This window comes from Rhodococcus sp. NPDC056516, assembly GCF_042794655.1.
Classification (GTDB): Bacteria; Actinomycetota; Actinomycetes; order Mycobacteriales; family Mycobacteriaceae; genus Rhodococcus_F.
Map to the genome: position 1 here is coordinate 418,891 of NZ_JBHTTG010000006.1, position 25,627 is coordinate 444,517.

A 25,627-nucleotide genomic window follows, 5' to 3' on the forward strand; every position below is an offset into this window, starting at 1 on the left:
GGCAAACCGCGGGGAAGTCGGGTTTGACATGCATCCAACGAACAGCAATTTCGAACATATTTTCGAACTGTTTTCAGTAAACCGTGTCACCCCCGACACGTCAAGCAGAGCCAAAAACCCAGTTCACAGGAGCCTCGAGCGTCACAGTGGCATCAATCCATTAACCTTGAGATGTGACAGCTCAGGAGCAGACCGGGAGGGGCATCGGGCCCGAATACCTGCTGGCGGGGCGGTACCGACTCCGCTCCAAGATTGGCGACGGAGGGATGGGCGCCGTCTGGCTGGCCCGCGACACCCTCCTCAGCCGTGACGTCGCGGTGAAACAGGTCACAAGTACGGAAGGCCTCGACACCGAAACGGCCGAAGAGGTCCGCGAACGCACATTGCGCGAGGGCAGGAACGCCGCAAAGCTCACCCATCCCCACTCCATCGCCATGTACGACGTCGCGATCGAGTCCGGCGAACCCTGGTTGGTCATGGAGTACTTCCCGGCTCGCAGCCTCGCCCAGGCCATGAACCTGGCCGACACGTTGCCACCACTCGAAGTCGCGCAGATCGGCGCGCAGATCGCTGCGGCACTCACCGAAGCGCACGCCGCAGGCATCGTCCACCGCGACATCAAACCCGGCAACATCCTGATCGCAGACCGAGGCAAGTCCCTCGGCACCGTCAAGATCAGCGACTTCGGCATCGCCCGTGCAAAGAGCGACGTGTCCGACACCCAGGACGAAGTCATCACCGGCACTCCCGCGTACTTCGCACCCGAAGTTGCCCGCGGCGACGACCCCACCGAGGCCAGTGACGTCTTCTCACTCGGGTCGACGCTCTACACGGTGATCGAGGGTCAACCGCCCTTCGGTATCGACTCGGACGCCATCGCCCTACTGCATCGTGTTGCCAAGGCCGAGATCTACCGACCCACCAAGTCCGGACCGCTCACCGACGTTCTCCTTCAACTCCTCGAGCCGGACCCCATCCGACGGCCGACAATGGCTCAGGCACGCGACGCTCTCGCTGCAGCCGCGACGGGCGGTGGCACGATCGAGCAGCTGATCGACGCTCCCGTCTACTCGTCCGAGGGCGCCGTACCGGCCTGGGCTCACCGGACCACACAACTTGCCGACCCACACCGCCGCAATCGCTTGACCGGATCCACGATCACCGGACTTCCAGCAGTGCAACAGAACACGCCACTGCGGAACGTTCCCAGTCCGATGGACATGTTCTCCTGGCCGCCGCGAATACCGACCGGGCCCGCCGATGCCAGCACCCGTGACAAGGTAGTGGCCTGGGCTCCCCTCGCCATGACCGGCATGATTGCCGTCATCATCTTGGCCGCGCTGATCGTCGTCATCCTGGTATTCACGGTCTGACTGGTGTTCGCACTCTGATTTGGACGCCTTACGCGGGCAGAATATTTGCGTTGAGGTGAAACACGTTGTCCGGGTCGTACTTCGCCTTGACTGCGGACAATCGCGCATACTTCGCCGCGCCGTAGGAGGCTCGCACTCGGTCCTCGTCGACATCGGTCATGAAGTTGACGTACCCGCCTTGATTGGACGAGAACGGACGCAAGGCTTCCCAGGTCTCACGCACCCACGATCGGTCCAACTCTAGCGTTCCGGCATCGGTGGCCGTAGCCGTCATGTTGCACACGTAATGTGGTGTGCGAGAACCACCGAACGCAGTCTCGTCCTCGCCGACGGAAGTGAAAGCTCCCTGCAGCGGAAAGATCGGCATGAAGGACATCGGCGACGATTTCTTGCCCGCTTGCTCGGTCAGAACATCGATCACGTCGTCGGAGAAATCCACCAGGTCCAAAGCCTTCTCATAGGCGTACGCACCCCACGGTTCCGAGTCGTCGAGCATCGATTGCAAACCGGTGTACGGGAGCGGGGTGACGAACTCGAACAGCGTCGGCACGCCCTCTCGGATCGGCGCAATCGCATTAGAGTGTTCCTCTTCCGATCCGAAACCGGCTACCAGCAACGCGTATCCGGGTAGCAGGTGAAACTGATCCGGGACAAACGGTGCCGGCGGCGCGGACAAACTGACGGCAACCATCGCTCCCGCATTTCTCGGCAGGGCAGGCACCACTTCGCGGCACAGACGAAGCGCTGCGGGTCCGTCCTCCATTCCCCAGAAGAACAGTCCCAGATGCACTTCCGGACCGATCTCGCTCAGACGGTACTCGAACTCGGTGACCACTCCGAAGTTTCCGCCGCCGCCGCGCAGAGCCCAGAACAAGTCGCTGTGATCGTCCTCGGAGGCTCGCACGATCGAACCGTCGGCAAGCACCACCTCCGCCGACACCAGATTGTCGATCGCCAGGCCGAGCGTGCGGGTCAGCCACCCCATGCCGCCACCGAGCGTCAGGCCACCGACGCCGGTATCACTGATCACTCCACCGGTCACTGCCAATCCGTGTTCCTGCGTCGCGGCGTCGAGGTCGGCAATCGTCGCACCACCGCCGACCCTGGCTCGCTTCGCGGACGGGGCGACGGTTACCACGTTGATCGCGCTGAGATCGATCATCACACCGCCTTCGCACACCGATGTGCCGCGGTAGGAATGCCCGCCACCTCTGACCGAAACCTCCAATGAATGGGCTCTGGCAAATGCAAGTGCCACAGACACATCCGACGCCGACCGGCACCGGGCGATCACCGCCGGCCGATGGTCGATCTGCCCGTTCCAGATCGACCTGGCGTCGTCGTACTCCGGATCTCGGGGACCGAACACAGAACCTGTGATCGCCGATTTCAGCGGCGCGAACTCGACTGTCGTCATCACGCACCGCCCTTATCGGGTGTCGCGGTGAGAAGCAGGTACTCCCACTCCATCACGAACGGCTCACTTCCGGTGCCGTACTTTTTCGCCAACTCGAGCAGATCTCGGTCCAGTGCCTGCGCTCGGTCAGGATCGTCGCCGATGTTCCGGTACACCGCGATGGTCGGCCCGTAATTCTTCTTGAAGAAATCACGGAAATCTTCCGGTCCGCTGAATGTCTCCACACGCAGTACGTCTGTCCTGGCGTCGACATCACCGAGCAGATCACGAACATGGTTCTCGTCGCCCCACAACGGCGCCGGTTGGGTGCCGGGCGGTGGCGGCGGCGCATACGGCTTCATCGTTTTGAACATCTCGCCGATGAATCCCGTCGGAGTCCAACTCAGCACTCCGATCTTTCCGCCGGATCGGCATACTCGCAGAAGTTCGTCCGCGGCACGCTGATGGTGCGGGGCAAACATCACGCCGACGCACGAGAGCACCACGTCGAACTCGTTGTCGCCGAAGGGAAGAGCCTCGGCATCGGCCTCCTGCCAATCGAGTTCGACACCCGCGAGCGCCGCGGCCTCCTTTCCTGCCACGAATAGTTCGGGAGCCAGGTCGGTGGCGATCACATGTGCACCCAGCGCGGCCGCCGGGATCGCCGCATTGCCCGACCCCGCCGCGACGTCGAGCACCCGATCTCCTTTCTGCACGCCGCATTCACGTACCAATACAGGTCCGAGTTCCGCGATGACCTGCGCCGCTACCGCCGGATAGTTACCGAGACCCCACATTGCCCGGTGCTTCGCCTTCAGCTCCCGGTCCAGCCCGAGCGTTCCCGTTGATCCACTCATTACCGTTCTCCTTCAATATTTTTCGTACTCCGAACCAACAAAGTTGATGCCGTTACTTCGACGCTACGACGACGGTTCGCACCTCTCCAGTACGAAATCTGTACCGGAGCACCCCGGAGGCCTACGATCGAGAGATGGGGTCCTCGTACCACCAGTTCTGCCCCGTCGCCAAGGCGATGGAGCTACTCGACGAGCGGTGGACACTGCTTCTCCTCCGCGAACTGATCATGGGAAGCGAGCATTTCAACGATCTCCGCCGCGGGCTTCCGCGAATGTCGCCGACACTGCTCTCGACCCGGCTTCACCAGCTCGCGGTCGCCGGCATCGTGGAGCGAGAAGAAACCGACTGCGTCGTCAGCTATCGTCTGACCGACGCCGGCCGTGAACTGCGTCCCGTGGTCGAAGCTCTCGGCATCTGGGGCACCAGATGGATCGGCGAGCTCGGCGACGAAGATCTGGATCCGAAACTGCTGCTGTGGGACATGCATCGCCGGGTGGATCATTCCGTGGTGCCCGACGGCAAGACCGTGGTGCACTTCGCGTTCTCCGGAGTGCGTGGACATTCGCGGAACTGGTGGCTCGTCATCAATTCCGGCGAGGTGGACATGTGCGATATCGATCCAGGTTTCGACGTTGCGGTGTCGGTCTCTGCTGGCTTGCGACCGATGACCGAGATCTGGCGCGGTAACCTGACCTGGTCGGACGCCATACGGTCCGGTGATGTCACCATTTCGGGGCCGACAGCGTTGCGTCGTAGCTTGCCTTCGTGGTTCGAACTCTCGACTTTCGCATCGATCCCGCGCCCCGCATAGCGCACGCTCACCAGCCCCGTTCCGTCCTGTTACAGAGCTGTTGCAGACCGTGACACCGCCGACGAACGGTGACCATCTGCCGGTGACACTGACCGAGCAGTCTCTGATACATGCCCAGCCACCGCGGAATCATCCGCTTCGTCGCCCTCGGTGCAGTCGTGCTCGGTGCGGTCACGCTCAGCGCGTGCTCGTACACAGAAGAAGCACAGCCGAAGAGCGGTAACTACCTTGCCACTCAGCCTGATTCAGGACCTTCAGGCGGCGAGATCGAAGACGGCATCAGCTTGCAGGACACTCATGTGCCCGCGCTGGCCCGTCTCGATACCGCACTGCTCGCGGCGCTGCAGTCGGCAGCGGCCGACGCACAGGCGTCCGGAGTGGACATGCACGTCACGTCGGGTTGGCGGTCCGCGGCATACCAACAGCGACTGTTCGACGAAGCCGTCTTCAAGTACGGCAGCGTGGACGAAGCGTCCAAGTGGGTGCACTCCCCGAGTCTGTCGAAGCATGTCAGCGGGCTGGCCGTCGACATCGGACCGACAGACGCCGACGACTGGCTCATACAGCACGGCAGCGATTACGGCCTCTGCCAGACCTATGCGAACGAGATGTGGCATTTCGAATTGGCAACCACTCCCGGCGGGGAATGTCCGCCCCAGCTGAGCAACCCTTCGGACGAGAGAGCGGAAGGCTGATCATGACACGAGTCAAACCAGCGAGACTGATTGCCGCACTGGCACTCTTGATTCTCGGAGTCGTCGAATTCGAATTGGCGGTCAACACTACCGGTGGTCAGATCGTCGACCAACAACTCATGGTGGGCGCGGCCACCTCCGAACGCCTCAGTGTGTTCTCCGCCGAATTCATCGGCCTCGTCACCCCGATACTGATAGTGGGAGGAGTGCTCGTGGCGCTCATGATCACATTGCGCAACAACCCGATTGCGCTAGCTTTACGCGTCGTCGTCGTGACCCTCGGTCCCATCACGACGGCCTGGGTTCTCAAACAATCGTTGGATCGACCGGACCTGAACGGTCTGGTGATGCACAATTCCTTTCCCAGCGGCACTTTGACGGCCATCGCTGCTCTGGTCTGCGCGATCGTGATCGTCACACCCTCGAGGTGGCGGGCGGTCGTTGCGGTCAACGGTGCGTTGGTCACCATCGGAACCGCGATCTCTGTGGTCGTGCTGCAATGGCACCGCCCGAGCGACGTGATCGGTGCACTACTGCTCGTCGGCTGCTACACCCTTGCTGTGTCGGCATTTCCGTTGAACACAAGCGTCGCCCGGCATGCGGTACTGGCAGACTCAGGCAACGAGCGACTCTCGCGAGTGTGATCCCTGTACCCTTGGCTGACCGAGATTCCTCCGACCGCAGAAGGCCCCTGATCATGGCGAGTCCAAGGTGAGCTCATGGTGAGCATTCTTTTCATAGAAGACGATCCAGCCGTGGCCGAGGCAATCACGTTGGGACTGAACCGACTCGGGCACAACGTCAGCCATCGCCCCGACGGTAACGGCGATTTCGACGACGCCCTGGGCGCCACCGACCTCGTCCTCCTCGACCTCGGGTTGCCGGGGGCCGACGGTTACGAGATCTGCCGACGTATCCGCACCCGAAGTTCGATCCCGATCATCATTCTGACCGCTCGATCCGACGACATCGACACCGTTGCCGGTCTGGAAGCCGGTGCCGACGACTACGTCGTCAAACCGGCCAGTCCGCGTGTCCTCGACGCTCGGATCAAAGCCGTCGTCCGCCGTTCGGCACCCGCAACGACGCGTCCAGATGTGGCGCCGGGTGCAGAGACGTTCGGCGACCTGGAATTGGATCGGTCGTCATTGCAGGTGCGCAAGGCCGGGACGCTGCTGACCCTGACCCCGACCGAACTCCGACTGATACTGGCGCTGACCGAGAACCCCGGACAGGTCCTCAGCCGCAGGCAGTTGTTGTCCGCAGCCTGGGACCAGGAGTACCTGGGCGATTCCCGAATCGTCGATGCAGCGGTGCAGCGACTGCGCGGAAAGATCGAGGACGACCCGGCCGCACCGACCGTCATCGAAACGGTGCGCGGGTTCGGGTATCGCTTCAACACCAGCTCAGCTCGATGAGACCGCCCTGGCTTCAGGTCGACGGTCTGCGGACCAGGCTCGTGCTCGTGTTCATCGCAATCGTCGTGATCATCGCCGGGGCAACCGCAGGCGTCGTCTCGTTCATGGCGCGGTCGTGGATCTATTCCAACGCTCAGGACGTCGCAACAGCACAATTTCGCGACGAACTGCAGTACAGCAACGGAGTGCCGGTAGACGAGTTGACACCTGCCAACCTCGAACAGATTTTCCAATCCGACATGACACTGATCGCCGACGGCGAAGTCATCCGTCAAGGAACTGTGGATGCGGCGACCATCCCGCCCAGCTTCGAGGACGGTTTGGACAGTCCCAAACTGATCCGCTTCGAGAGACTCGACTCACAGCGCATCATGTTGGGAATGTCCGTCAATGTCGTGGACATGAGCGCAGACGACGGCTACGACAACGAGACACTGGTCAAAGCCGTTACCATCCGGCCGCTGGTAGGGGTGCAGGACAAGTTCGACGACCTACTTCGAGCAGTCGGTCTCACCCTCGCGGCGGGTGTGCTGGTGAGCGGTCTGCTCGGACTCTGGATCGCGTCGACGCTGGTCCGTCCGCTCAAACGCCTGGACGAGGCCGCCGCACGCGCCGCCGACGGCGACCTGAGCGTCCGGCTCCCCGAAGACGGAGTAGCCGAACTCGCCCAGGTCACAACAACGTTCAACAACATGGTCGCTCGCAACGAAGCGGTCATCCGAGGCCTGGAAGAATCGGAAGAGCAGTCGAGAAGGTTTGTCGCCGACGTCTCCCACGAGCTCCGGACGCCGCTCGCAGCACTCGTGCCGGTCAGCGAAATTCTCCGTGAAGAGATCCCCAATCTTCCGCCCGACGCCGCCGCTGCCGCGCGCATCGTGAGCAGTGAGATCGGCAAGCTCACTCGACTTGTCGAAGACCTCATCGAAATGTCTCGCCACGACTCTCAGCAGGCGCACCTCGTCCTCGACGACGTCGACCTCGTCGAATTGACCGAGCGCACACTCGAGAGCCGAGGTTGGATCGAAACCGTCGAACTCCGTGCGCTTGAAAATGTCAGTGCCAGAGTGGATTCGCGTCGAATCGACATCGTCGTCGCCAACCTCGTCGGTAATGCACTGCGCCACGGAGCACCCCCGGTTCGCGTCGAGTTGAGCGTCGAACCCGGTTTCTCCGTCATCACCGTCGTCGACCACGGCCCCGGCATCTCACCGGAAGATCGACAGGCGATCTTTCGGCGGTTCTACAAGGTCGACACCGCGCGCGGACGCAGTGAGGGCAGCGGACTCGGACTCTCGCTCGCCGTCGAGAACGTGCACTTGCACGGCGGCACCATCGGCGTCGACCAGGTGGACGGGCGCACGGTCTTCACGGTTCGCCTGCCCAATCGCTGACCCCCTCCCCGAGCGAACGTACCTTTCAGCGCACCCAAGGCGATCGTCGTACCGTTCGCTCGAAAAGGGGTGGGCTGTCGCAACCCAGCACCGCCGAGATATGACCAAATAATGGGATTCAAGTTTCAACATGTGAAACTGCGCGCGTAGCCTGGGCACCGTCGAACAGCGCAGAAATCGGAGGGCACCATGACGCAGGCGTCGCGGTTGGAAAAGACTGCCGTCTCCCCGAAGGCATGGACGATGCTCGGAATCGGCGTCGCGGCCCAGGCAGCAGGCACCGTCTTCGTCAGCACCCCGGCCTTCCTGATCCCGCTGCTGCATTCCGAGCACGGTCTCTCGTTGACGCAGGCCGGAACCCTGGCCGCTGCACCCACTTTCGGCATGGTTCTCACGCTGGTGGCGTGGGGAGCGATGGCTGACAGATTCGGCGAGAAATGGGTCATCTCCATCGGGCTCGGCCTGACGGCGATCGCCGCGCTGGCCGCGACCACCACCGACAACTACACACTCCTCGGGATCGCATTTCTACTCGGCGGAATGGCTGCGGCGAGCACCAACGCTGCCAGTGGACGTGTTGTGGTCGGCTGGTTTCCCAAGGACCGGCGCGGCCTCGCGATGGGAATCCGGCAGATGTCACAGCCCCTGGGCGTGACCATTGCGTCGCTGACCATCCCGACTCTTGCTGCGAACGTCGGAATCGGTTCGGCCGTCGGATTGTCGGTAGCTCTCAACGGCGTTCTCGCCCTGATCTGCGCCGTCGCATTGATCAATCCCCCGCGACCGGCGGCGCGGCCCACAGATATCCCGGTCGAATCGGTCAACCCGTATCGCTCGAACTGGTTCCTCTGGCGCATTCACGTCGTCTCGGCACTGCTGGTGTTTCCGCAGTTCACCCTCTCGACATTCGGTCTGGTCTGGCTGATCAGCGAGCAAGGATGGGACGCTGCGCCCGCTGGTCTCCTGATCGGGGTCTCCCAGTTCGTGGGTGCGCTCGGACGCATCGTTGTCGGCATCTGGAGTGATCGCGCCGGAAGCAGAGTAGGCCCGCTGCGGTTGGTAGCGGTTTCTGCATCTGCGGTCATGTTGGCAATGGCAGCAGCCGACGCAGCGCCATGGGGCGTTCCGGCATTGATCCTGCTGTTGGCAACTACCGTCAGCGTCGCCGACAACGGGTTGGCGTTCACATCCGTCGCCGAAGCTGCCGGGCCGAAATGGCAAGGAAAAGCGTTGGGCGCACAGAACACCGGCCAGTTCATCGCCGCGTCAGCAGTGGGCCCGGTGGTCGGTGCGCTGATCGGCGCGGTCGGCTACCCGGTCGCCTTCGCGATAGTCGCAGCGTTTCCAGCCGCCGCAATCCCCTTGGTGCCCAGCCGAGATCGCGACATCAGCGTCTAGTCCCTCATCGGATTCGGTTGCACTGCAGGTCCCGTCAGATCACAATGCGGCTTGCAGGCAACCGAATCCGCTTCCTGAACCGGCTCTACTGTCGGAGTTCGGATCAGCGTTGCGGCAATCACCGCACCGACCAACAGCAGCGCCACGCAGATGTACATCGCGTACCGGAATCCGTCGGAGAAATTCGTCGGATCGACCAGACTCTCGGCGTCGATACCCACGAGCGCAGGCAAGGCCGCAACGGCAAGAAGTTGGCTCGTGCGGGCAACGGCATTGTTCACACCGGACGCAATTCCCGACTGCTCCACCGGCACCGAGCCGAGCACCGCGGCAGTCAACGGGGCCACCATCACCGCCAGGCCGAGCCCGAACACCAGAACTCCCGGCAACACGACGGTCAGGTACGACGCTTCCGGCCCGATACGCGTCATCAGCACCAACCCCACCGCGGCAACTGCCGGTCCGACCGTCATCGGCAATCGTGGTCCGTGGGTCTGGGCGTAGCTTCCCGCTCTCGACGACAACAGCAAGAGCGCCAAGGTGATCGGCACGGTCGCGACACCGGCCGCCACCGGCGAGTACCCGGCAACCAATTGCAGTTGCAGCACAAGCAGGAAGAACACACCGCCAAGCGCCGCATAGACCGCAAGTGTCACCAAATTAGCTGCGACGAACATCCTCGAGCGGAACAGTGACGGCGGCACCAAGGCGCTCGGTGAGCGTCGTTCCACCACGACGAACAGGCACAGAGCGATCATTCCGATCAGACCGACTATCAGGTTGACCTCGATCAGCCCGTACGTCAGCGCGCCGAGACCGACTACTGCGCAGACGGATCCGACCACATCCAGATGCTCGGGTGGATTCGGATCCCGGCTCTCCGGCACGTGGCGCACCGCTGCCCACACCACGACGACCGCCAGCGGAATGTTGAGGAGGAACACCGACCGCCACCCCGCCACTTCCACCAGCCAACCACCGAAAAGCGGTCCGATGGCGCCGGCAACACCACCTAAACCCGACCACAATCCGATGGCTGCGCCGCGGTCCTCTTCACGAAGTGACGCGGAGATGATGGCAAGGCTGCCAGGCGTCAACAGCGCCGCCCCCACGCCCTGCAGGATCCGTGCAATCACCAGAAACGTGATGTCAGGTGCAATTCCGCAGAGCAACGACGCGACCGCGAACCAGACCGTCCCCCACACGAATACCCGTCGCCGACCCCAACGATCTCCGAGGGCTCCCCCGAGCAGGATCAGTGACGCCAACGCCAAGGTGTAACCGCTGAGAGTCCACTGCAGTCCGGCGACACCGGAACCTAATTCTTCACCGATATGCGGCAGAGCAATGTTGACGACGGTGCCGTCGAGGAGAGCCATGCTCGAGCCGAGAACGGTAGCGGCGACAACCCAACGCCCACGTCTCGACGCGAGCGCCAGTGGTTCCGTCATCGGTCCATGGTGCGCCTTCACACGCAATCGCGAAAGAGCGCGCGGAAATTCAGTCGATCTGGCGGCGATGTGCCCAACGCGTCAGCGCATTGCGATTGGACTGCTGAGTTTTTCGCAGGACATTCGACGCGTGAGTCTCGACGGTCTTCACGGAAATCACCAGGTCCTCGGCGATTTCACGGTAGGTGTACCCACGCGCCAGCAAGCGCAATACCTCGAGTTCGCGCGGGGTCAGCGAGTCGAGTTCCGGATCGAGTTGCGGCTCCGGCGCATTGGAACGTCCGGTGAAGGAGTCCAGTACGAAGCCTGCCAGGCGCGGCCCGAATACTGCGTCACCACCGGCAACGCGTCGCACGCCCTCGGCAAGTTCGGATCCCGAGATCGTCTTGGTCACGTACCCGCGAGCACCACCGCGGATCACCGCTATCACGTCTTCGGCCGCGTCGGAAACGCTGAGCGCCAAGCACACCGGACCGGAATCGATTCCCCGCAGAACTGCCACTCCACCACCGTCAGGCATGTGGACGTCGAGGAGAACGACGTGCGGCTTCGTCGAGTTGATACCCGCGATTGCCTCCGCGACGCCGCCGGCCTCACCGACGACGTCCATGTCTGCTTCGCGCGAGAGTTCCGCCCTCACCCCGGAGCGGAACACTGCATGATCGTCGACAAGAAATACGCGGTACGGGGGCGGCGCAAGCGAAGTCACTGGGGCTGTTCCTCGGGGTTGTCGACACGGTCAGCAGTCTCGTCCCACTTTAGAGCAGAGTCACCGAGCGGCATGTGCACGCGGATCTCCGTGCCCTTTCCGATGTCGGACCGAACCACCACCCGGCCACCTCGACGTTCGATGCGACCACGAATCGACTTGGCCAACCCCTGACGATCCTCCGGCACAGCATTGACGTCGAATCCGACGCCGCGATCACGCACGAACACACTGACTTGGTCGCCCTCGACCTCGGCGAACAGATTGATTTCCTTCTCCCCCGAGTGCTTTGCGGAGTTGACGAGAGCTTCGCGCGTCGCACCGAGGAGCGCGGTGAACGCCTCCTTGGGCAGACCGTTCTCGACGCCCTCGCCTTCGAGTTGCACGTCGCCGACAGTGACGGGGCGGACCGTGACACCGTGTTGGTCTTCCACTTCGCCGGCGATGATCTTCAGGCCTTCCGTCAAACTCGTGTGATCGATATCGCCACCGCTGAACAACCACTTGCGCAGCTCGCGTTCCTGACCACGGGCCAGGCGCGCCACCTCTTGCGGATTGTCGGACTGCTTCTGAATCAGCGCCAAAGTCTGAAGCACGGAGTCGTGCAGATGCGAGGCGATCTCTTCACGTTCGTCGTTGCGAATTCGGGCCGCACGCTCGGCGCCGAGAGCCCGCCACATCCGCAGCCACAGCGGCACCGTCAACAAACCGACACCGATCAGCGTCACCACCACGGCCAGCAGGGACGAACGCAGTGCTTCGAGGTCGACCTGAGCGAGGACAACGACGCCGAGACCCAAGATGATCAAGGTCGCTCCCCCGACCACCCGCGCCCACGTGAGAACGGTAGGCCGCTGCGGCAAGCCGATGACGGTCCGGGGACCGTCGGAGTCGAACTCGCGCCACACCAAAGCGGCACCGATCGCGACGACGAAGAACGGTGCGAGCACCGAACCCGCCGTGCCGCTGAACAGCCAGGACAACGCGGCTGCGCCGCCCAATCCGAGTGCGATCAAGCCGTACGCCCGCTGCCGCTCGGCCGCGGACGGCTTCTGGGTGTCCGTGCCGGCTGAGGTGAAGATCCAGAGGGCGCCGTAAATCACGATGCCGGATCCGGCCATCGCCGCCAGAATCGCGAAGGCGACTCGAACCTTCAGAACGTCGATCCCGAGATGATCGGCGATACCGCCTGCAACACCGGCGACGATGCGACCGCCGGTGCGCCGCTCCAGCTTTCGCAATGGAACACCGCCCGGGATGGGCACACCCTTCTTCATGGGTACGGCATGCACCGGTACCCCGTTGACGGGCGGGCCTCCCGTAAACCCGGGAGCGGGACCGCTCACGAACGGCGGATCTGACAGATATTGCACATAGTCGATACTGGCACGAACCACTCGGACTCACATCAGGGTCCAACCCTGAATCAGGGCGGCGCCCCTGGCCCCGATCGTCACAAAGATCAGGGTTGGCCCTGATGCGCGGAGGCCGCCCCGGAAGCCAGGATTGATTCATGAACAATCCGACTTTCCAAGAACAGATCCAGGATCTGTGGCGGACCCGCCCCGTGCGTCTGCCGGCACAAGGTCACGTGGCCGGGGTATGCGCCGGAATCGGATACCGGTACGGCATCGACCCCATTCTGGTACGTGTCGCGTTTGTGGCCTCCACCATTTTCGGCGGCTCAGGCATCCTTCTCTACCTCGCCGGGTGGTTGGTGCTCGCCCGCGCCGGTGACGGATCGTCCCCCGCACAGTCGTTGATGGGCCGCGGACACAGCTCCGATTCCAGTACCAAGACCATCGTCTTGTTGGTGGCTCTCGCCATCGCGGCTACGACCGTCGGGCCTGTCGGCGTCGGCCTGGGTGGTTCCGGTCTGATCGGGCTGATTCTGATGGTCGGAGGCCTGTGGCTGCTCTACCAACGAGCGCCGGTCCCGCCTGCACTGCCACAGAGCACGTCACCGTACGTCGGCGCGGGTACCGCGTATCCAGGCACGGGATTCACGCCCGGGCCGTTCACTCCCGGATACTTCGCACCCAATCAGCCGCCCATGTACACGCCGTACACCAAACTTCCCGACAGCTACGTGCCCGAGGAACGACCGGCCGAGCAGTCACAGCAGTCACCGCAATCCCAAGCCGATCATCCGACGATCAACCTCTCCAAGGACCCGGGATCTTCGGCCACGACCAATCCGACCGAGGTGATCGGCGAAGCCGCCATCACACCGCCCTCCTGGGATCCACTCGGCGTTGCACCGTTCGCCTGGGATCTTCCGGATCCCGCAGTCAAGGCCACGCCGCTGCTGCCTTTGCCACCACGTAAGCGTCGCTCGCGTTGGACGCTGACAGTGCTCGGACTCGCGATCATCGTCGCTGCCGTCACCGGGGCGGCGGGCGCGGCAACCGGCAACGACTGGTTCACTCCCGGCCGGGTCGGTGCGGTCGGACTGGCTGTCATCGCACTGGGCCTGATTCTCGGGGCTTTCTTCCGAAAGGGATACGGCCTGTTGGTCGTCACCGGACCACTCGTGGGTTTCGTACTGCTGGCCTCGTTGGTCTACCCGATCGAGTTCGACGCCTCGGGTGAGCAAAGGTGGACTCCGGCAACAGCATCCGAGCTGGATCCGTCGTACTCGGGAGCCTTCGGAAGCTTCACTCTCGACCTCAACGGGGTCAAGTTCACCGAGGACAAGACCATCGACGTCGCGGCGTCGTTCGGCGAGTTCACCGTCATCGTGCCACCAACCGTCAACGTCAAGAACAGCTGCACCGTCGTCATGGGTGACGGATCAGGTTGCCTCGACGGCGGAATACACCCGGGCCGTGATGTGACACCGGATTCACCCACACTGACCATCAACGCCAAAGCAACGTTCGGCAGCCTGAAGGTGACGCAATCATGAGCGACTTCGACGAGACCACAGACCAGGACGAGATCCGAGAATCCAAGCGCCCCTCAGCACTTCTGCTGATCGCCGGACTGGCCGCACTGTTGGTCAGTGTGTGGGCACTGATCGGGCCGTTCTCCCTGGCGCCGGCAGCGAACATTCAATTCCGTTGGCTGTTCGTCGGTGCCGCCGTCGTGGCGGGATTACTGCTGGTGATCCTGCCGAATCGACGGAACCGCAAGTAAAACTGCTGTGCGCCTTTATTAACCGCGGGGGGTTAATAAAGGCGCACAGTTATTTTTACTCCCACTCGATAGTTCCCGGCGGCTTGCTCGTCACGTCGAGGACTACGCGGTTCACGTCCGCAACCTCGTTGGTGATTCGAGTCGAGATGCGCTCGAGGGTCTCGTACGGCAGACGCGTCCAGTCCGCGGTCATCGCGTCTTCACTCGAGACCGGACGCAGCACGATCGGATGACCGTACGTACGGCCGTCTCCCTGCACGCCTACGCTTCGAACGTCGGCGAGAAGAACCACCGGGCACTGCCAGATCGTTCCGTCGAGGCCTGCAGACGTAAGCTCTTCGCGCGCAATGGAATCTGCCTGACGCAGGATCTCGAGGCGATCGCGGGTGACCTCACCGATGATCCGGATACCCAGTCCGGGACCGGGGAACGGCTGGCGTCCGACGATCTCTTCCGGCAGTCCGAGTTCGCGTCCGACGGCACGGACCTCGTCCTTGAACAGCAGACGCAGCGGTTCGACCAACTTGAACTGCAGGTCTTCCGGAAGTCCGCCGACGTTGTGATGGCTCTTGATGTTTGCGGTTCCGGTGCCGCCGCCGGACTCCACGACGTCCGGGTACAGAGTGCCCTGGACGAGGAAGTCCACGGTCGCACCGTGAGATGCGTTCTCGCCCAGAACATCACTGACTGCGCCTTCGAAGCTGCGGATGAACTCGCGGCCGATGATCTTGCGCTTGGTCTCGGGATCGGTGACGCCGGCCAGCTCACCGATGAAGGTGTCCGCGGCATCCACGGTGATCAGACGAGCGCCGGTTGCCGCGACGAAGTCCTGCTCGACCTGCGTGCGCTCACCGGCTCGCATCAAACCGTGATCGACGAAGACGCATGTCAACCGGTCGCCGATTGCGCGCTGAACCAAAGCCGCAGCGACAGCGGAGTCGACGCCACCGGACAGACCGCAGATGGCGTGTCCGTCGCCGACCTGCTCGCGAACCTGCTCGATCAACGCATCGGCGATGTTGGACGCCGTCCACGCTGCCGGAATACCGGCGATCTCGTGCAGGAAGCGGCTCAGGACCTGCTGACCGTGCGGTGAATGCAGAACCTCGGGGTGGTACTGCACACCGGCGAGCTTGCGGGCGCGGTCCTCGAACGCCGCGACGGGAGCACCATCACTGGTCGCGGTCACCTCGAAGCCGGAAGGCGCTTCGGTGACGGCGTCGCCGTGGCTCATCCATACGGGCTGCGTCGCGGGAAGACCGTCGTGGAGCAATCCGCCGGATACCGCGATGTCGGTACGGCCGTATTCGCGGGTACCGGTCTCGGCGACGGTGCCGCCGAGGGCGCCGGCCATGGCCTGGAATCCGTAGCAGATTCCGAAAACCGGAATGTCGTGATCGAACAGTGCGGGATCGAGCTTGGGAGCACCGTCTGCGTAGACACTCGAGGGCCCACCCGAGAGCACAACAGCCAAGGGGTTCTTGGCCACGATCTCCTCGACGGTCGTGGTGTGCGGAATCACCTCCGAGTAGACCTTGGCTTCGCGAACTCGCCGTGCGATCAACTGCGCGTACTGCGCCCCGAAGTCGACGACAAGAACTGGTCTCTGCTGCTCGATATCTGCCACAGGTGCAGTCTAATCGCCGCAGCCAGCGCTTCTGCGCATGCATGGACTCAGCCCGCTCCTCGGCCGAGCGAGCGCGAGGTACGTCACTACAAAGGCCGACCCTCAGAACTGCGCAGCGACCTCGCACTGATCTAGACCACCGTCCAGGTCAACGACGCCCCAATCACCCGCACCTTAGCTTCGGCAATCAAATTAGCGGCATCATCGCAGGCCAGGGCCCGAAATGGACGAAGGGTGAATTTTCTGGACGTTTGACCGATTCGCCTGAACCAAACGTCCAGTAAAGGTAATCTCGCCCGTCAAGTGATCAGGATCACGATCGCAAACGGCCGGCGCCGCCGAACGGCGCTCACCTCGAGGAGGACCTGTGCGTCGATTCATACGACGACTCGCCATACCTGTCGCGGCTGTGACGGCTGCCGCCGGACTTCTAGTCCTCGGCACGCCGGCCACTGCTGACGAAGCCCCGCCGACCAGCTTCACCGGCACGACCGACAATCTGATCTTCACGAAGAGTGTCATCGGGAACGCGGCAGTTCACCCAGGCGACACCGTCACGTACAAGACCGAGATCAAGCACAACGAAAGCGGCATCGAACGGTCGATCGCAAAGATCCGTGACATCCCGCCCGCAGGATTCGTCCTCGTGCCGGGCAGCGCCAAGGCCACCTACCTGGGTGTGACCAACCGGGCGACGATCAGCAACGAATCAGATGGCGGAGTCTCAGCGAAGTGCTCGAGCGGCTGCACCTTCCTGGTCGGTGGATTCGTCGTCAAGAAGAACCAACCCGTCACGCTCGAGGCGACCTACACGGTCCCCGTCGGAACAGCCTTCGGGACGTACGACAGCGGCATGCTCTTCGACGTCAACGCCTTCAGCACACAGCAGGGCCTCAACCCGATCAACGTCAACGTCCAGGTAGTCGACCCGTCGGTCGCCACCGGAACCACACTGGTTGCACCGGCAACGGCGAAGGTCGGCACACCGGTCGACCTGACCGCAACGGTTGCGCCGTCCAACGCGACCGGAACCGTCCAGTTCAAGGACGGCGGAAACGACATCGGCTCACCGGTCCCGGTCTCGGGCGGTAGTGCCACCCTCTCCCACACCTTCGACAGCGTCGGCGCCCACGACATCACCGCCGCGTACAACGCCGGTTCGGGATTCCACAGCTCGACCTCCGGAGTCCAGACCGTCGACGTCTCCGCGGACACCACCACTACGATTTCAGCCCCGAACGCCGCGTTGGTCGGCGACAGCATCACCGTGAGCGCCGTCGTCACACCGGCAAACGCCGTGGGCACAGTGCAGTTCAAGGACGGCGACACCAACCTCGGCGCACCGGTGGCTGTGGTCAACGGAACGGCTTCCCTGACCCGCAGCTACGACGCTTCGGGCACCCACAGCTTCACCGCAGTGTTCACCGGCGAGGCCGGCTACGGCGATTCCGTCTCCACCGCAACCCAACTCGACGTCAGCGATCCCGACTGGGGAACCACGACCACAGTTGTCGAACCACTCACCGCTGTTGTCGGTGAACCGACCAACCTCTCGGCCACCGTCTCCCCCATCCCGAGCAGCGGAACCGTGACGTTCAAGGTCGACGGCGCCGAGGTCGGTACCGCACCGGTCGGCACGGGTGACGGCGTCGCGATCCTCCCGCACACCTTCGCATCAGCGGGCGCTGCAGCCGTGACGGCAGAGTTTTCCGGCGGAACCGGATTCATCGGCTCCACGTCCACGTCGTTCACGGTGAACGTGACCGATCCCGAACCCGCTCGCGCCGATACCACTACGTCTCTGACCGTCAGCGGCTCGGCTCAGGTTGGAAAAGCATTGCAGCTCAAGGCCACCGTCGCACCCGGAACAGCAAACGGAATGATCCAGTTCAAGTCCGGCACGACGCCCATCGGCGCACCCGTTGCCGTCGTCAACGGCGTCGCGACGCTCACGCACACCTTCGACGACGAGGGAACCTTCGGCCTCACTGCCAACTTCGTCGGCGACGCCGGTTGGAAGAACTCCGTCTCCGGTCCGACGGTCGTGCAGGTCGGCACCGCACCGACCGACGGCGGCGGCACCGGAAGCGTGGACACCGGTTCGCTCAGCGGCCTCATCCCGCTCTTCGGAAGCTAATCCCCCACATCAGCCTTGGACACCACTCCCGTACCGAACTCAGGAGAATCCATGTTCGTGCATTCCAGACGCCGCATCGCGGCGCCGATCGCCGTCACGGCACTAGCCAGTGGCGTCATCCTCGCGGGAATCCCCGCATCAGCAGCGCCGGTGACAACAACCTTCGGAACGAGTTGCCTCGCAACCCCGTCCGCTGTCGCCGGGCCGACCACGCAATCCCAGTCCGGCTCGGTCATCGTCGACGCACCGGAATCAATCGGAGCCGGTGAAACCTTCGAGGTCACCATCCAACCGGGCCCCATCGCCTTCCCCGGCTCCGCTTCGGGGGCGACCGTCCAAAACGTCTCCCGTATCAAGGTCGACGTCGACGTTCCCGCGAACGCCACCTTGGTGGAAGCCACCATCGTTCCCGGAACTTCGGCAGGGCTCAGCGGTGTCGCGCCGAACATCCTGCGCGTCAACGAGAACGGCAACGTCGATCCCAACGGAACGATTCTGCGCCTTTCCGGAAACAACCAGGTCATCGGAAACAGCCCGAGTTCGAGCACCAGCTCCGAGGGCGGAATCGTCGTCAAGGCGACCGGCAAGAACGTCGACGGTTCCAACAATGCCGACGGCTACACGCAGTTCCAGCTCCCCCAGGTCAAGGCAGTTCTCAAGGCCGGCGACTCGGGCGAGGTAGCCATGAAGGTACGCACCGGCGGCAGCGCGGGAGCGTGGAACAACGATCGCAACTTCCTCACGTTCCTCCCCAAGGCCACTCTGGTCATCACCGCCTGGGCACCCACGCGATGCACCCCGCGCGATGCCGAGAACGGTCCGCTCAACAGCGGCGCCGGACCCCTCGCCACCACGCGAATCATCGAGGCGGACAAGGCAACCACCACCACGGTCGTCGGACCGGCCAACGCCAAGAACGGAACGCCCGTCACGCTGTCAGCCAACATCAGTGGCGGCGCAACCGGCGGAACCGTCCAGTTCTTCGACGGCGACAACCCACTCGAGGACGCAGTGCCGGTAACGGCTGGATCGGCCAGCATCTCCCCGACCTTCACCGAGGATGGGCCACACTCCATCACCGCAAGCTACAGCGGCGCACCCGGATTCCTGGCGTCGACTTCGGCGTCGGCCAAGATCGTGACAGTCACGACGGACGCACCGCCTGACGCCGTGACCACCACTGCCACGGTTTCGCCGTCGACCGCGAAGGTCGGTCAGGACGTGAACCTCACTGCCAAGGTCGATCCGCAGGGTACCGGCGGCACCGTCGACTTCATCGTCGACGGCGCCGAAACGGTCAGTGCCACGGTCGGAACCGACGGAGTTGCCATCGCTCCGTATACCTTCACCTCGACCGGAACGCACAAGATTGTCGCGAAGTTCACGGGCTCACCAGGATTCGCGCCTTCCGCTGCCCCGGCATTCCCGGTCAGCGTCACGACACCGGCTCCGGCTGACGTCGAGACGACCACGGTTCTCGACGCCGTCGGAACCGTCCAGAAGAACACCCCCGTGACGCTCAAGGCAACGATCGATCCGGCCGGCGCCACGGGCAAGGTCCAGTTCAAGGTCGGTGACACCCTCATCGGCGGACCGGTCGACGTGGTCAACGGTGTCGCGACGGTGCCGGCGACGTTCTACAACTCCGGGACTTACAGTGTCACTGCAGAATTCGTGGGCGCTTCGGGCTACACGTCCTCCGCATCTGCGCCGCAGACCCTGACCGTCCCCGGTGATACGGACGGTGGACCCGGAGGCGGGACCGGCAGCCTCGACCTCGGCACCCTGTTCGGGTCGCTAGGAGGCTGACACCCTGAAACAGAGATGGGGCGTGTCGTCGAATCTTCGACGACACGCCCCATCTTCGTTTGCGGAGACCTTATCCGGCTGCAGGCTCAGCCGGAACAGTGGCAGCAGTCTTGCCGCCGGTGATCTTCACGATCGGCAGAACCAGCGCGGCCGGAGCCGACGCCGGAACCACGGGCGACTTGGGTGCGATCGGAGCCAAACGCTCGTAGCCGCTGCCCTGAGCGGGACGCAGGTCCGTCTCCCCCTTGTTCGGCCACAGCGAGGCCGAGCGCTCAGCCTGAGCGGCAATGGTGAGCGACGGATTCACACCCAGATTGGCCGAGACCGCTGCTCCGTCGACGACGCTGAGCGTCGGGTAGCCGTAGACGCGGTGGTAGGGATCGATGACCCCGTGATCGGAATCCGACGCGATAGCGCAACCGCCGAGGAAGTGCGCCGTCAGCGGCACGTTGAAGATCTCGCCCCACGTACCGCCTGCGACGCCGTCGATCTTCGCGGCAACTCGACGCGTCGCCTCGTTGCCTTCCGGAATCCACGTCGGGTTCGGCTGACCGTGGCCCTGCTTGCTGGTGACCTTGCGTCGACCGAACAGGCCCTTCTTCGTGTACGTGGTGATCGAGTTGTCGAGGTTCTGCATGACCAGGGCAATGATCGTGCGCTCGCTCCAGTCCTTGACCGTCAGCATGCGCAGCATCTGGTACGGGTTCTTCGCGACCACACCGAGGAACTTGATCCACCGCGGTGTCGAGCCACCGCCATCCGTCATCAAGGTCTGCAGCAGTCCCATCGCGTTGGAACCCTTGCCGTAGCGGACCGGCTCGATGTGCGTGTCACTACTCGGGTGGAACGACGACGTGATCGCCACTCCGCGGGTCAGGTCGAGTGCGGGATCGACCTTGTACTTGCCTGCGCCGACAATGGATTCGGAGTTCGTTCGAGTCAGCTCGCCGAGCTTGTCGGAAAGCTTGGGCAGCGCTCCGGTGTCCTTCATGTCGAAGAGCAGATGCTGAGTGCCCCACGTTCCGGCCGCGAGAATGACGTTCGCAGCCGTGTACGTGCGGCGGTTCTTGCGTCCGAATGCACCGGTTCGCTCGGTGAACACGTCCCACGAACCGTCGCGAGCCTCACGAAGTCCGGACACGGTGGTCATCGGAATGATCTCGGCCCCAGCGGTCTCGGCAAGGCCGAGGTAGTTCTTGAGAAGAGTGTTCTTTGCTCCGTGACGGCAGCCTGTCATGCACTCGCCACACTCGATGCAACCGGTGCGCTCGGGTCCGACACCGCCGAAGTACGGGTCCTTCGCCTTCTTGCCCGGCTCACCGAAGTAGACGCCGACGGGCGTCTGGATGAACGTGTCTCCGACGCCCATGTCGTCGGCGACCGACTTCATGATCTCGTCGGCGGGCGTCATGTGCGGATTGCGGACCACACCGAGCATCTTCTGAGCCTGCTCGTAGTACGGCGTGAGTTCACTGCGCCAGTCGGTGATGTGCGCCCACTGCTTGTCCTGGAAGAACGGCTCCGGCGGCTGGTAGAGCGTGTTGGCGTAGTTCAACGAACCGCCGCCGACACCCGCGCCGGCAAGAATGAGGCAGTCGCGCAACAGATGTACGCGCTGAATGCCGAAGCAACCCAGCTTCGGAGCCCAGAGGAACTTCTTGAGATCCCAGCTGGTCTTCGCGAAGTCTTCGTCGGCATACCGTCGGCCGGCTTCGATGACGCCGACCTTGTAGCCCTTCTCCACGAGACGAAGCGCGCTCACGCTTCCGCCGAACCCGGATCCGACGATCAGTACGTCGTAGTCCGTTGCCCGTTGCTTGCCCATCAGGACACCTCCACCGTGAACCGTAGTTACCCGCCAGTATGCACCTATTCCTTGTGACTACCACCACAAGGGGTCTCATAAGCGTAACCGCAAGTATCAGGAACGGACGAAAGTCCTGCACAACGAACTGTGGCCCCGGTTCACGAGGAACCAGGGCCACAGAAAGGTACAAATTACGCGCGGACCGTCAGCCCGACCTTCTGGAACTCCTTGAGGTCGGAGTACCCGGCCTTGGCCATCGAACGACGAAGACCGCCGACGAAGTTCAGCGAACCGTACGGGTCATCCGACGGACCGCTCAGAACCTGGTCGAGACTCGGACGCTCACCGTAGGAAACCGGGAGAAGCGCTCCTCGAGGAACCGAAGGATGAGCCGCAGCGGACGGCCAGTACCAGCCGCCACCGGGCGCCTCGGCCGACACGGCCAGCGGCGTTCCCAGAACTGCAGCGTCCGCACCGCAGGCGATGGCCTTCGCCAGATCGCCCGAGGTTGCTATGTCACCGTCGGCGATGACGTGGACGTAGCGTCCACCCGTCTCGTCGAGGTAGTCGCGCCTGGCTGCTGCAGCATCGGCAATGGCCGTGGCCATCGGAACACCGATACCCAAGACCTCACCGGTGGTGGTTGCGCCCTCGGTGGAGCCGTACCCGACGATGACGCCGGCAGCACCGGTACGCATCAGGTGCAGGGCGGTGCGGTGGTCACTGACCCCACCCGCGACAACCGGAACGTCGAGTTCCGAGATGAACGTCTTGAGGTTGAGCGGTTCCTGCTCGGTGTGCACGACGTGCTCGGCCGAGATGATCGTGCCGTGGACGACCAACAGGTCGATTCCGGCCTTGATCAGCTCAGGCGTCAGTGCGCGCGCATTCTGCGGGCTGACGCGAACGGCAGTGGTGACCCCCGAATCACGGACCTGCGCGACCGCGGCGGCCAGAAGACCGGCCTGCAGCGGTGCCGCGTGCAACTCCTGCAGATAACGGATGGCCGCGTCGACCCCACCGTCCTTCTCGGCGATCTCGACGAGACGCCGGAGCTTCTCCTCGACATCGGGGTGACGGCCCCACAGGCCTTCACCGTTGATGACACCGAGGCCGCCGCGCTTTCCCAGCTCGATCGCGAAGGTCGGTGAGACCAATGCGTCGGTGGGATGTGCGAGGACTGGAATGTCGAACCTGTAAGCGTCGAGCTGCCAAGCAGTCGACACCTCCTTCGACGAACGGGTTCGCCGGGAGGGAACGATGTTCACATCGTCCAACTCGTAGGTACGTCGGGCCGTTCGACCCATGCCGATCTCAACGAGGTCGCGCACGCGCGCCCCTTTCTCGTGTACTGGTTGCTAACGAGCGGTGTAGTTGGGTGCTTCGACAGTCATCGTGATGTCGTGCGGATGGCTTTCCTTCAAACCAGCCGCCGTGATCTGGACGAACTGAGCGTTCTGCAGGTGCTCGATCGTCGCCGACCCCGTGTATCCCATGGCAGCGCGCAGACCACCGGTGAGCTGGTGCGTCACCTGCGAGAGCGGGCCACGGAACGGAACACGTCCTTCGATGCCTTCCGGAACCAACTTGTCCTCGGAAAGTACGTCGTCCTGGAAGTACCGGTCCTTGGAGTACGACTTGGCCTCGCCACGCGACTGCATCGCGCCGAGCGAACCCATTCCGCGGTAGCTCTTGAACTGCTTGCCGCCGACCAGAATCAGTTCGCCGGGCGATTCAGCGGTACCGGCCAGGAGCGAACCCAGCATGGCCGTCGACGCACCTGCGGCAAGAGCCTTCGCGATGTCACCGGAGAACTGGAGTCCACCGTCAGCGATGACGGGCACACCGAGAGGCTTGCACGCGGCAACCGCTTCCAGGATGGCCGTGACCTGAGGGGCACCGACACCGGCGATGACGCGGGTGGTGCAGATCGAACCAGGGCCGACTCCGACCTTGACGGCATCGACGCCGGCTTCGACCAGAGCCAGAGCACCCGCACGCGTAGCGACGTTGCCACCGATGATCTGAACCCGCTCGCCCAGTTCACGCTTGAGCTTGGCGATCATGTCGAGAACATTGGACGAATGCCCGTGCGCACTGTCCACCACGAGTACGTCCACACCGGCATCGGTGAGCGCCATCGCGCGCTGGAAGGCGTCATCGCCAGCACCGACTGCAGCGCCGACGAGCAGTCGACCGTCACGGTCCTTGGTGGCGTCGGGATGCTGCTCGGTCTTGACGAAGTCCTTGACCGTGATCAGACCGGTGAGCTTGCCGTTTCCGTCGACGATCGGCAGCTTCTCGATCTTGTGCCGACGAAGAAGGCCCAGTGCCACGTCAGCGGTGACGCCTTCCTGAGCGGTGATCAGCGGCATCTTCGTCATGATCTCGACGACCGGGCGGTTCTGGTCGACCTCGAAACGCATGTCACGGTTCGTGACGATGCCGACCAACTGGCCGGCGTCGTCGGTGACCGGCAGACCCGAGATGCGGAAGCGAGCGCACTTCGCGTCGACCTCGCCCATCGTGTCGGTCGGCTTACACGTGACGGGATCGGTCACCATGCCGGCCTCGGAGCGCTTGACGGTCTCGACCTGTCCTGCCTGGACGTCGACCGACGAGTTGCGGTGCAGTACACCCATGCCGCCGGCGCGTGCCATCGCAATTGCCATGCGCGACTCGGTGACGGTGTCCATCGCAGAACTGACCAACGGGATCCGCAGACGGATGTCGCGAGTCAGTTGACTGGACGTGTCGACCTGGCTCGGGATGACGTCGGACGCGGCAGGCAGCAGCAGCACGTCGTCGTATGTCAGTCCCAGCATCGCGACCTTGTTGGGGTCGTCTCCTCCGGTGTGTACATGTCCTGCAGAACTACTCATGCGGTCAGGACCCTCCATGGACCTAGATTCGCCCAGGGCGACCGCTGTAGCAGCCGCCTCGAAACGGATTACGAAAGCTGGATATCGGATAGAAGGCACCTGCACAGAAAGATATTCCTGGCACCTTTTCCCGGCGTTGCACACCATGGTATCGGCTCACTCAAAGGTCCGAACCATCCCACCCACGCTGCGGGTACGCGTAACAAGTGGCGCTGACCCCCCTGACCTGCGTACCGTGGTGCTGTGCGTGATCAACTGCCCCCCGGTCTGCCGCCAGATCCCTTCGCCGGCGACCCAGCTGACCCCTCCGCGGCTCTCGATGCCATCGAGCCGGGCCAACCACTCGACCCCCACGAACGCCAAGCGGTCGAGGAGGATCTCGCTGACCTCGCCGTTTACGAGGCACTCCTCGCTCACCGCGGCATCCGCGGTCTCGTAGTGTGCTGCGAGGACTGCCAACAAGATCACTACCACGACTGGGACATGCTGCGCGCAAACCTGCTGCAGCTCCTCGTGGACGGAACCGTCCGCCCTCACGAGCCTGCCTACGACCCGATGCCTGAGGCATATGTCACGTGGGACTACTGCCGCGGATACGCCGACGCGTCGATGAACGAGGCGATGCACGGCGACGGTTTCGACAGCTGAGCGAAACCCCACCAAGTTCATACGAAAGTGGCCGACAAGCAATTGCTTGTCGGCCACTTTCGTATGACTCGGATCGCAG

At 63.4% G+C, this 25,627-nt stretch carries 21 protein-coding genes; 12 read left to right on the forward strand and 9 right to left on the reverse strand.

Annotated features, from left to right (window positions below):
* The first annotated feature begins 173 nt into the window (after positions 1-173).
* Complete coding sequence (locus ACFQ6Y_RS20625) at positions 174-1,373, forward strand: serine/threonine-protein kinase (RefSeq protein WP_378534382.1); 1,200 nt, start codon at positions 174-176, stop codon at positions 1,371-1,373.
* A 28-nt stretch (positions 1,374-1,401) separates the two neighbouring features.
* On the opposite strand, the gene ACFQ6Y_RS20630 is transcribed toward ACFQ6Y_RS20625, so the two are convergent.
* Positions 1,402-2,790, reverse strand: coding sequence for an FAD-binding oxidoreductase (locus tag ACFQ6Y_RS20630; RefSeq protein ID WP_378545315.1), 1,389 nt, complete (start codon positions 2,788-2,790; stop codon positions 1,402-1,404).
* Positions 2,790-3,626 (reverse strand): class I SAM-dependent methyltransferase, encoded by an 837-nt coding sequence (locus tag ACFQ6Y_RS20635; protein WP_378636570.1) that lies wholly within the window; start codon positions 3,624-3,626, stop codon positions 2,790-2,792. Before ACFQ6Y_RS20635 ends, ACFQ6Y_RS20630 begins: the two co-directional genes overlap by 1 nt.
* Before the next feature lie 134 nt (positions 3,627-3,760).
* Between ACFQ6Y_RS20635 and ACFQ6Y_RS20640 the strand changes: the two genes are divergently transcribed.
* From ACFQ6Y_RS20640 to ACFQ6Y_RS20665, 6 genes are all read left to right on the forward strand, one after another.
* Complete coding sequence (locus ACFQ6Y_RS20640; protein ID WP_283303251.1) at positions 3,761-4,438, forward strand: helix-turn-helix domain-containing protein; 678 nt, start codon at positions 3,761-3,763, stop codon at positions 4,436-4,438.
* Positions 4,439-4,548: 110 nt separating this feature from the next.
* Complete coding sequence (locus ACFQ6Y_RS20645) at positions 4,549-5,133, forward strand: M15 family metallopeptidase (protein WP_378636575.1); 585 nt, start codon at positions 4,549-4,551, stop codon at positions 5,131-5,133.
* A gap of 2 nt (positions 5,134-5,135) precedes the next feature.
* On the forward strand, positions 5,136-5,777 hold the full coding sequence (locus ACFQ6Y_RS20650; protein WP_378447780.1) for a phosphatase PAP2 family protein: 642 nt from the start codon (positions 5,136-5,138) through the stop codon (positions 5,775-5,777).
* A 75-nt stretch (positions 5,778-5,852) separates the two neighbouring features.
* A complete protein-coding gene (locus ACFQ6Y_RS20655) occupies positions 5,853-6,551 on the forward strand; it encodes a response regulator transcription factor (protein WP_378534393.1) in 699 nt (232 codons plus the stop codon).
* The gene (locus ACFQ6Y_RS20660; RefSeq protein ID WP_378636584.1) at positions 6,548-7,942 is read left to right on the forward strand and encodes a sensor histidine kinase; all 1,395 of its coding nucleotides are present in this window, start codon (positions 6,548-6,550) and stop codon (positions 7,940-7,942) included. Before ACFQ6Y_RS20655 ends, ACFQ6Y_RS20660 begins: the two co-directional genes overlap by 4 nt.
* 189 nt (positions 7,943-8,131) lie before the next feature.
* A complete protein-coding gene (locus ACFQ6Y_RS20665) occupies positions 8,132-9,340 on the forward strand; it encodes an MFS transporter (protein ID WP_378636589.1) in 1,209 nt (402 codons plus the stop codon).
* Here ACFQ6Y_RS20665 and ACFQ6Y_RS20670 read toward each other — a convergent pair.
* Genes ACFQ6Y_RS20670 through ACFQ6Y_RS20680 form a run of 3 tightly spaced genes read right to left on the reverse strand, consistent with a single transcriptional unit; the run spans position 9,337 to position 12,777 of the window.
* The gene (locus tag ACFQ6Y_RS20670) at positions 9,337-10,791 is read right to left on the reverse strand and encodes an MFS transporter (RefSeq protein WP_378636594.1); all 1,455 of its coding nucleotides are present in this window, start codon (positions 10,789-10,791) and stop codon (positions 9,337-9,339) included. The two genes, ACFQ6Y_RS20665 and ACFQ6Y_RS20670, sit on opposite strands and share 4 nt — an antisense overlap.
* 49 nt (positions 10,792-10,840) lie before the next feature.
* Positions 10,841-11,500 (reverse strand): response regulator transcription factor, encoded by a 660-nt coding sequence (locus ACFQ6Y_RS20675; protein WP_003940972.1) that lies wholly within the window; start codon positions 11,498-11,500, stop codon positions 10,841-10,843.
* Positions 11,497-12,777: a PspC domain-containing protein gene (locus tag ACFQ6Y_RS20680; protein ID WP_378636807.1), complete on the reverse strand. Its 1,281-nt coding sequence runs from the start codon at positions 12,775-12,777 to the stop codon at positions 11,497-11,499. Before ACFQ6Y_RS20680 ends, ACFQ6Y_RS20675 begins: the two co-directional genes overlap by 4 nt.
* 236 nt (positions 12,778-13,013) lie before the next feature.
* Here ACFQ6Y_RS20680 and ACFQ6Y_RS20685 point away from each other — a divergent pair, with 236 nt between their 5' ends.
* A complete protein-coding gene (locus ACFQ6Y_RS20685; RefSeq protein ID WP_378636597.1) occupies positions 13,014-14,408 on the forward strand; it encodes a PspC domain-containing protein in 1,395 nt (464 codons plus the stop codon).
* Positions 14,405-14,638 carry a hypothetical protein gene (locus tag ACFQ6Y_RS20690; RefSeq protein WP_378636601.1) on the forward strand — a complete coding sequence of 78 codons (234 nt, stop codon included), beginning with the start codon at positions 14,405-14,407 and terminating at the stop codon, positions 14,636-14,638. Before ACFQ6Y_RS20685 ends, ACFQ6Y_RS20690 begins: the two co-directional genes overlap by 4 nt.
* A gap of 55 nt (positions 14,639-14,693) precedes the next feature.
* Here the strand turns inward: ACFQ6Y_RS20690 and guaA are convergent, their stop codons facing one another.
* Positions 14,694-16,265: a glutamine-hydrolyzing GMP synthase gene (gene guaA, locus ACFQ6Y_RS20695; protein ID WP_020969072.1), complete on the reverse strand. Its 1,572-nt coding sequence runs from the start codon at positions 16,263-16,265 to the stop codon at positions 14,694-14,696.
* Between the two features lie 367 nt (positions 16,266-16,632).
* Here guaA and ACFQ6Y_RS20700 point away from each other — a divergent pair, with 367 nt between their 5' ends.
* Both ACFQ6Y_RS20700 and ACFQ6Y_RS20705 read left to right on the forward strand, forming a co-directional pair.
* Complete coding sequence (locus tag ACFQ6Y_RS20700) at positions 16,633-18,402, forward strand: Ig-like domain-containing protein (RefSeq protein WP_378636604.1); 1,770 nt, start codon at positions 16,633-16,635, stop codon at positions 18,400-18,402.
* A 51-nt stretch (positions 18,403-18,453) separates the two neighbouring features.
* Positions 18,454-20,211 carry an Ig-like domain-containing protein gene (locus ACFQ6Y_RS20705; protein WP_378636607.1) on the forward strand — a complete coding sequence of 586 codons (1,758 nt, stop codon included), beginning with the start codon at positions 18,454-18,456 and terminating at the stop codon, positions 20,209-20,211.
* 70 nt (positions 20,212-20,281) lie between these two features.
* Here the strand turns inward: ACFQ6Y_RS20705 and ACFQ6Y_RS20710 are convergent, their stop codons facing one another.
* From ACFQ6Y_RS20710 to guaB, 3 genes are all read right to left on the reverse strand, one after another.
* Positions 20,282-22,036, reverse strand: coding sequence for a GMC oxidoreductase (locus tag ACFQ6Y_RS20710; RefSeq protein WP_378636610.1), 1,755 nt, complete (start codon positions 22,034-22,036; stop codon positions 20,282-20,284).
* A 173-nt stretch (positions 22,037-22,209) separates the two neighbouring features.
* The gene (locus ACFQ6Y_RS20715) at positions 22,210-23,349 is read right to left on the reverse strand and encodes a GuaB3 family IMP dehydrogenase-related protein (protein ID WP_003940976.1); all 1,140 of its coding nucleotides are present in this window, start codon (positions 23,347-23,349) and stop codon (positions 22,210-22,212) included.
* Positions 23,350-23,376: 27 nt separating this feature from the next.
* Complete coding sequence (gene guaB, locus ACFQ6Y_RS20720; protein WP_283303226.1) at positions 23,377-24,900, reverse strand: IMP dehydrogenase; 1,524 nt, start codon at positions 24,898-24,900, stop codon at positions 23,377-23,379.
* A gap of 243 nt (positions 24,901-25,143) precedes the next feature.
* Between guaB and ACFQ6Y_RS20725 the strand changes: the two genes are divergently transcribed.
* Entirely contained in the window at positions 25,144-25,548 is a 405-nt protein-coding gene (locus ACFQ6Y_RS20725) for a DUF5319 domain-containing protein (RefSeq protein ID WP_003940777.1), read from the forward strand.
* Positions 25,549-25,627 lie beyond the last annotated feature (79 nt).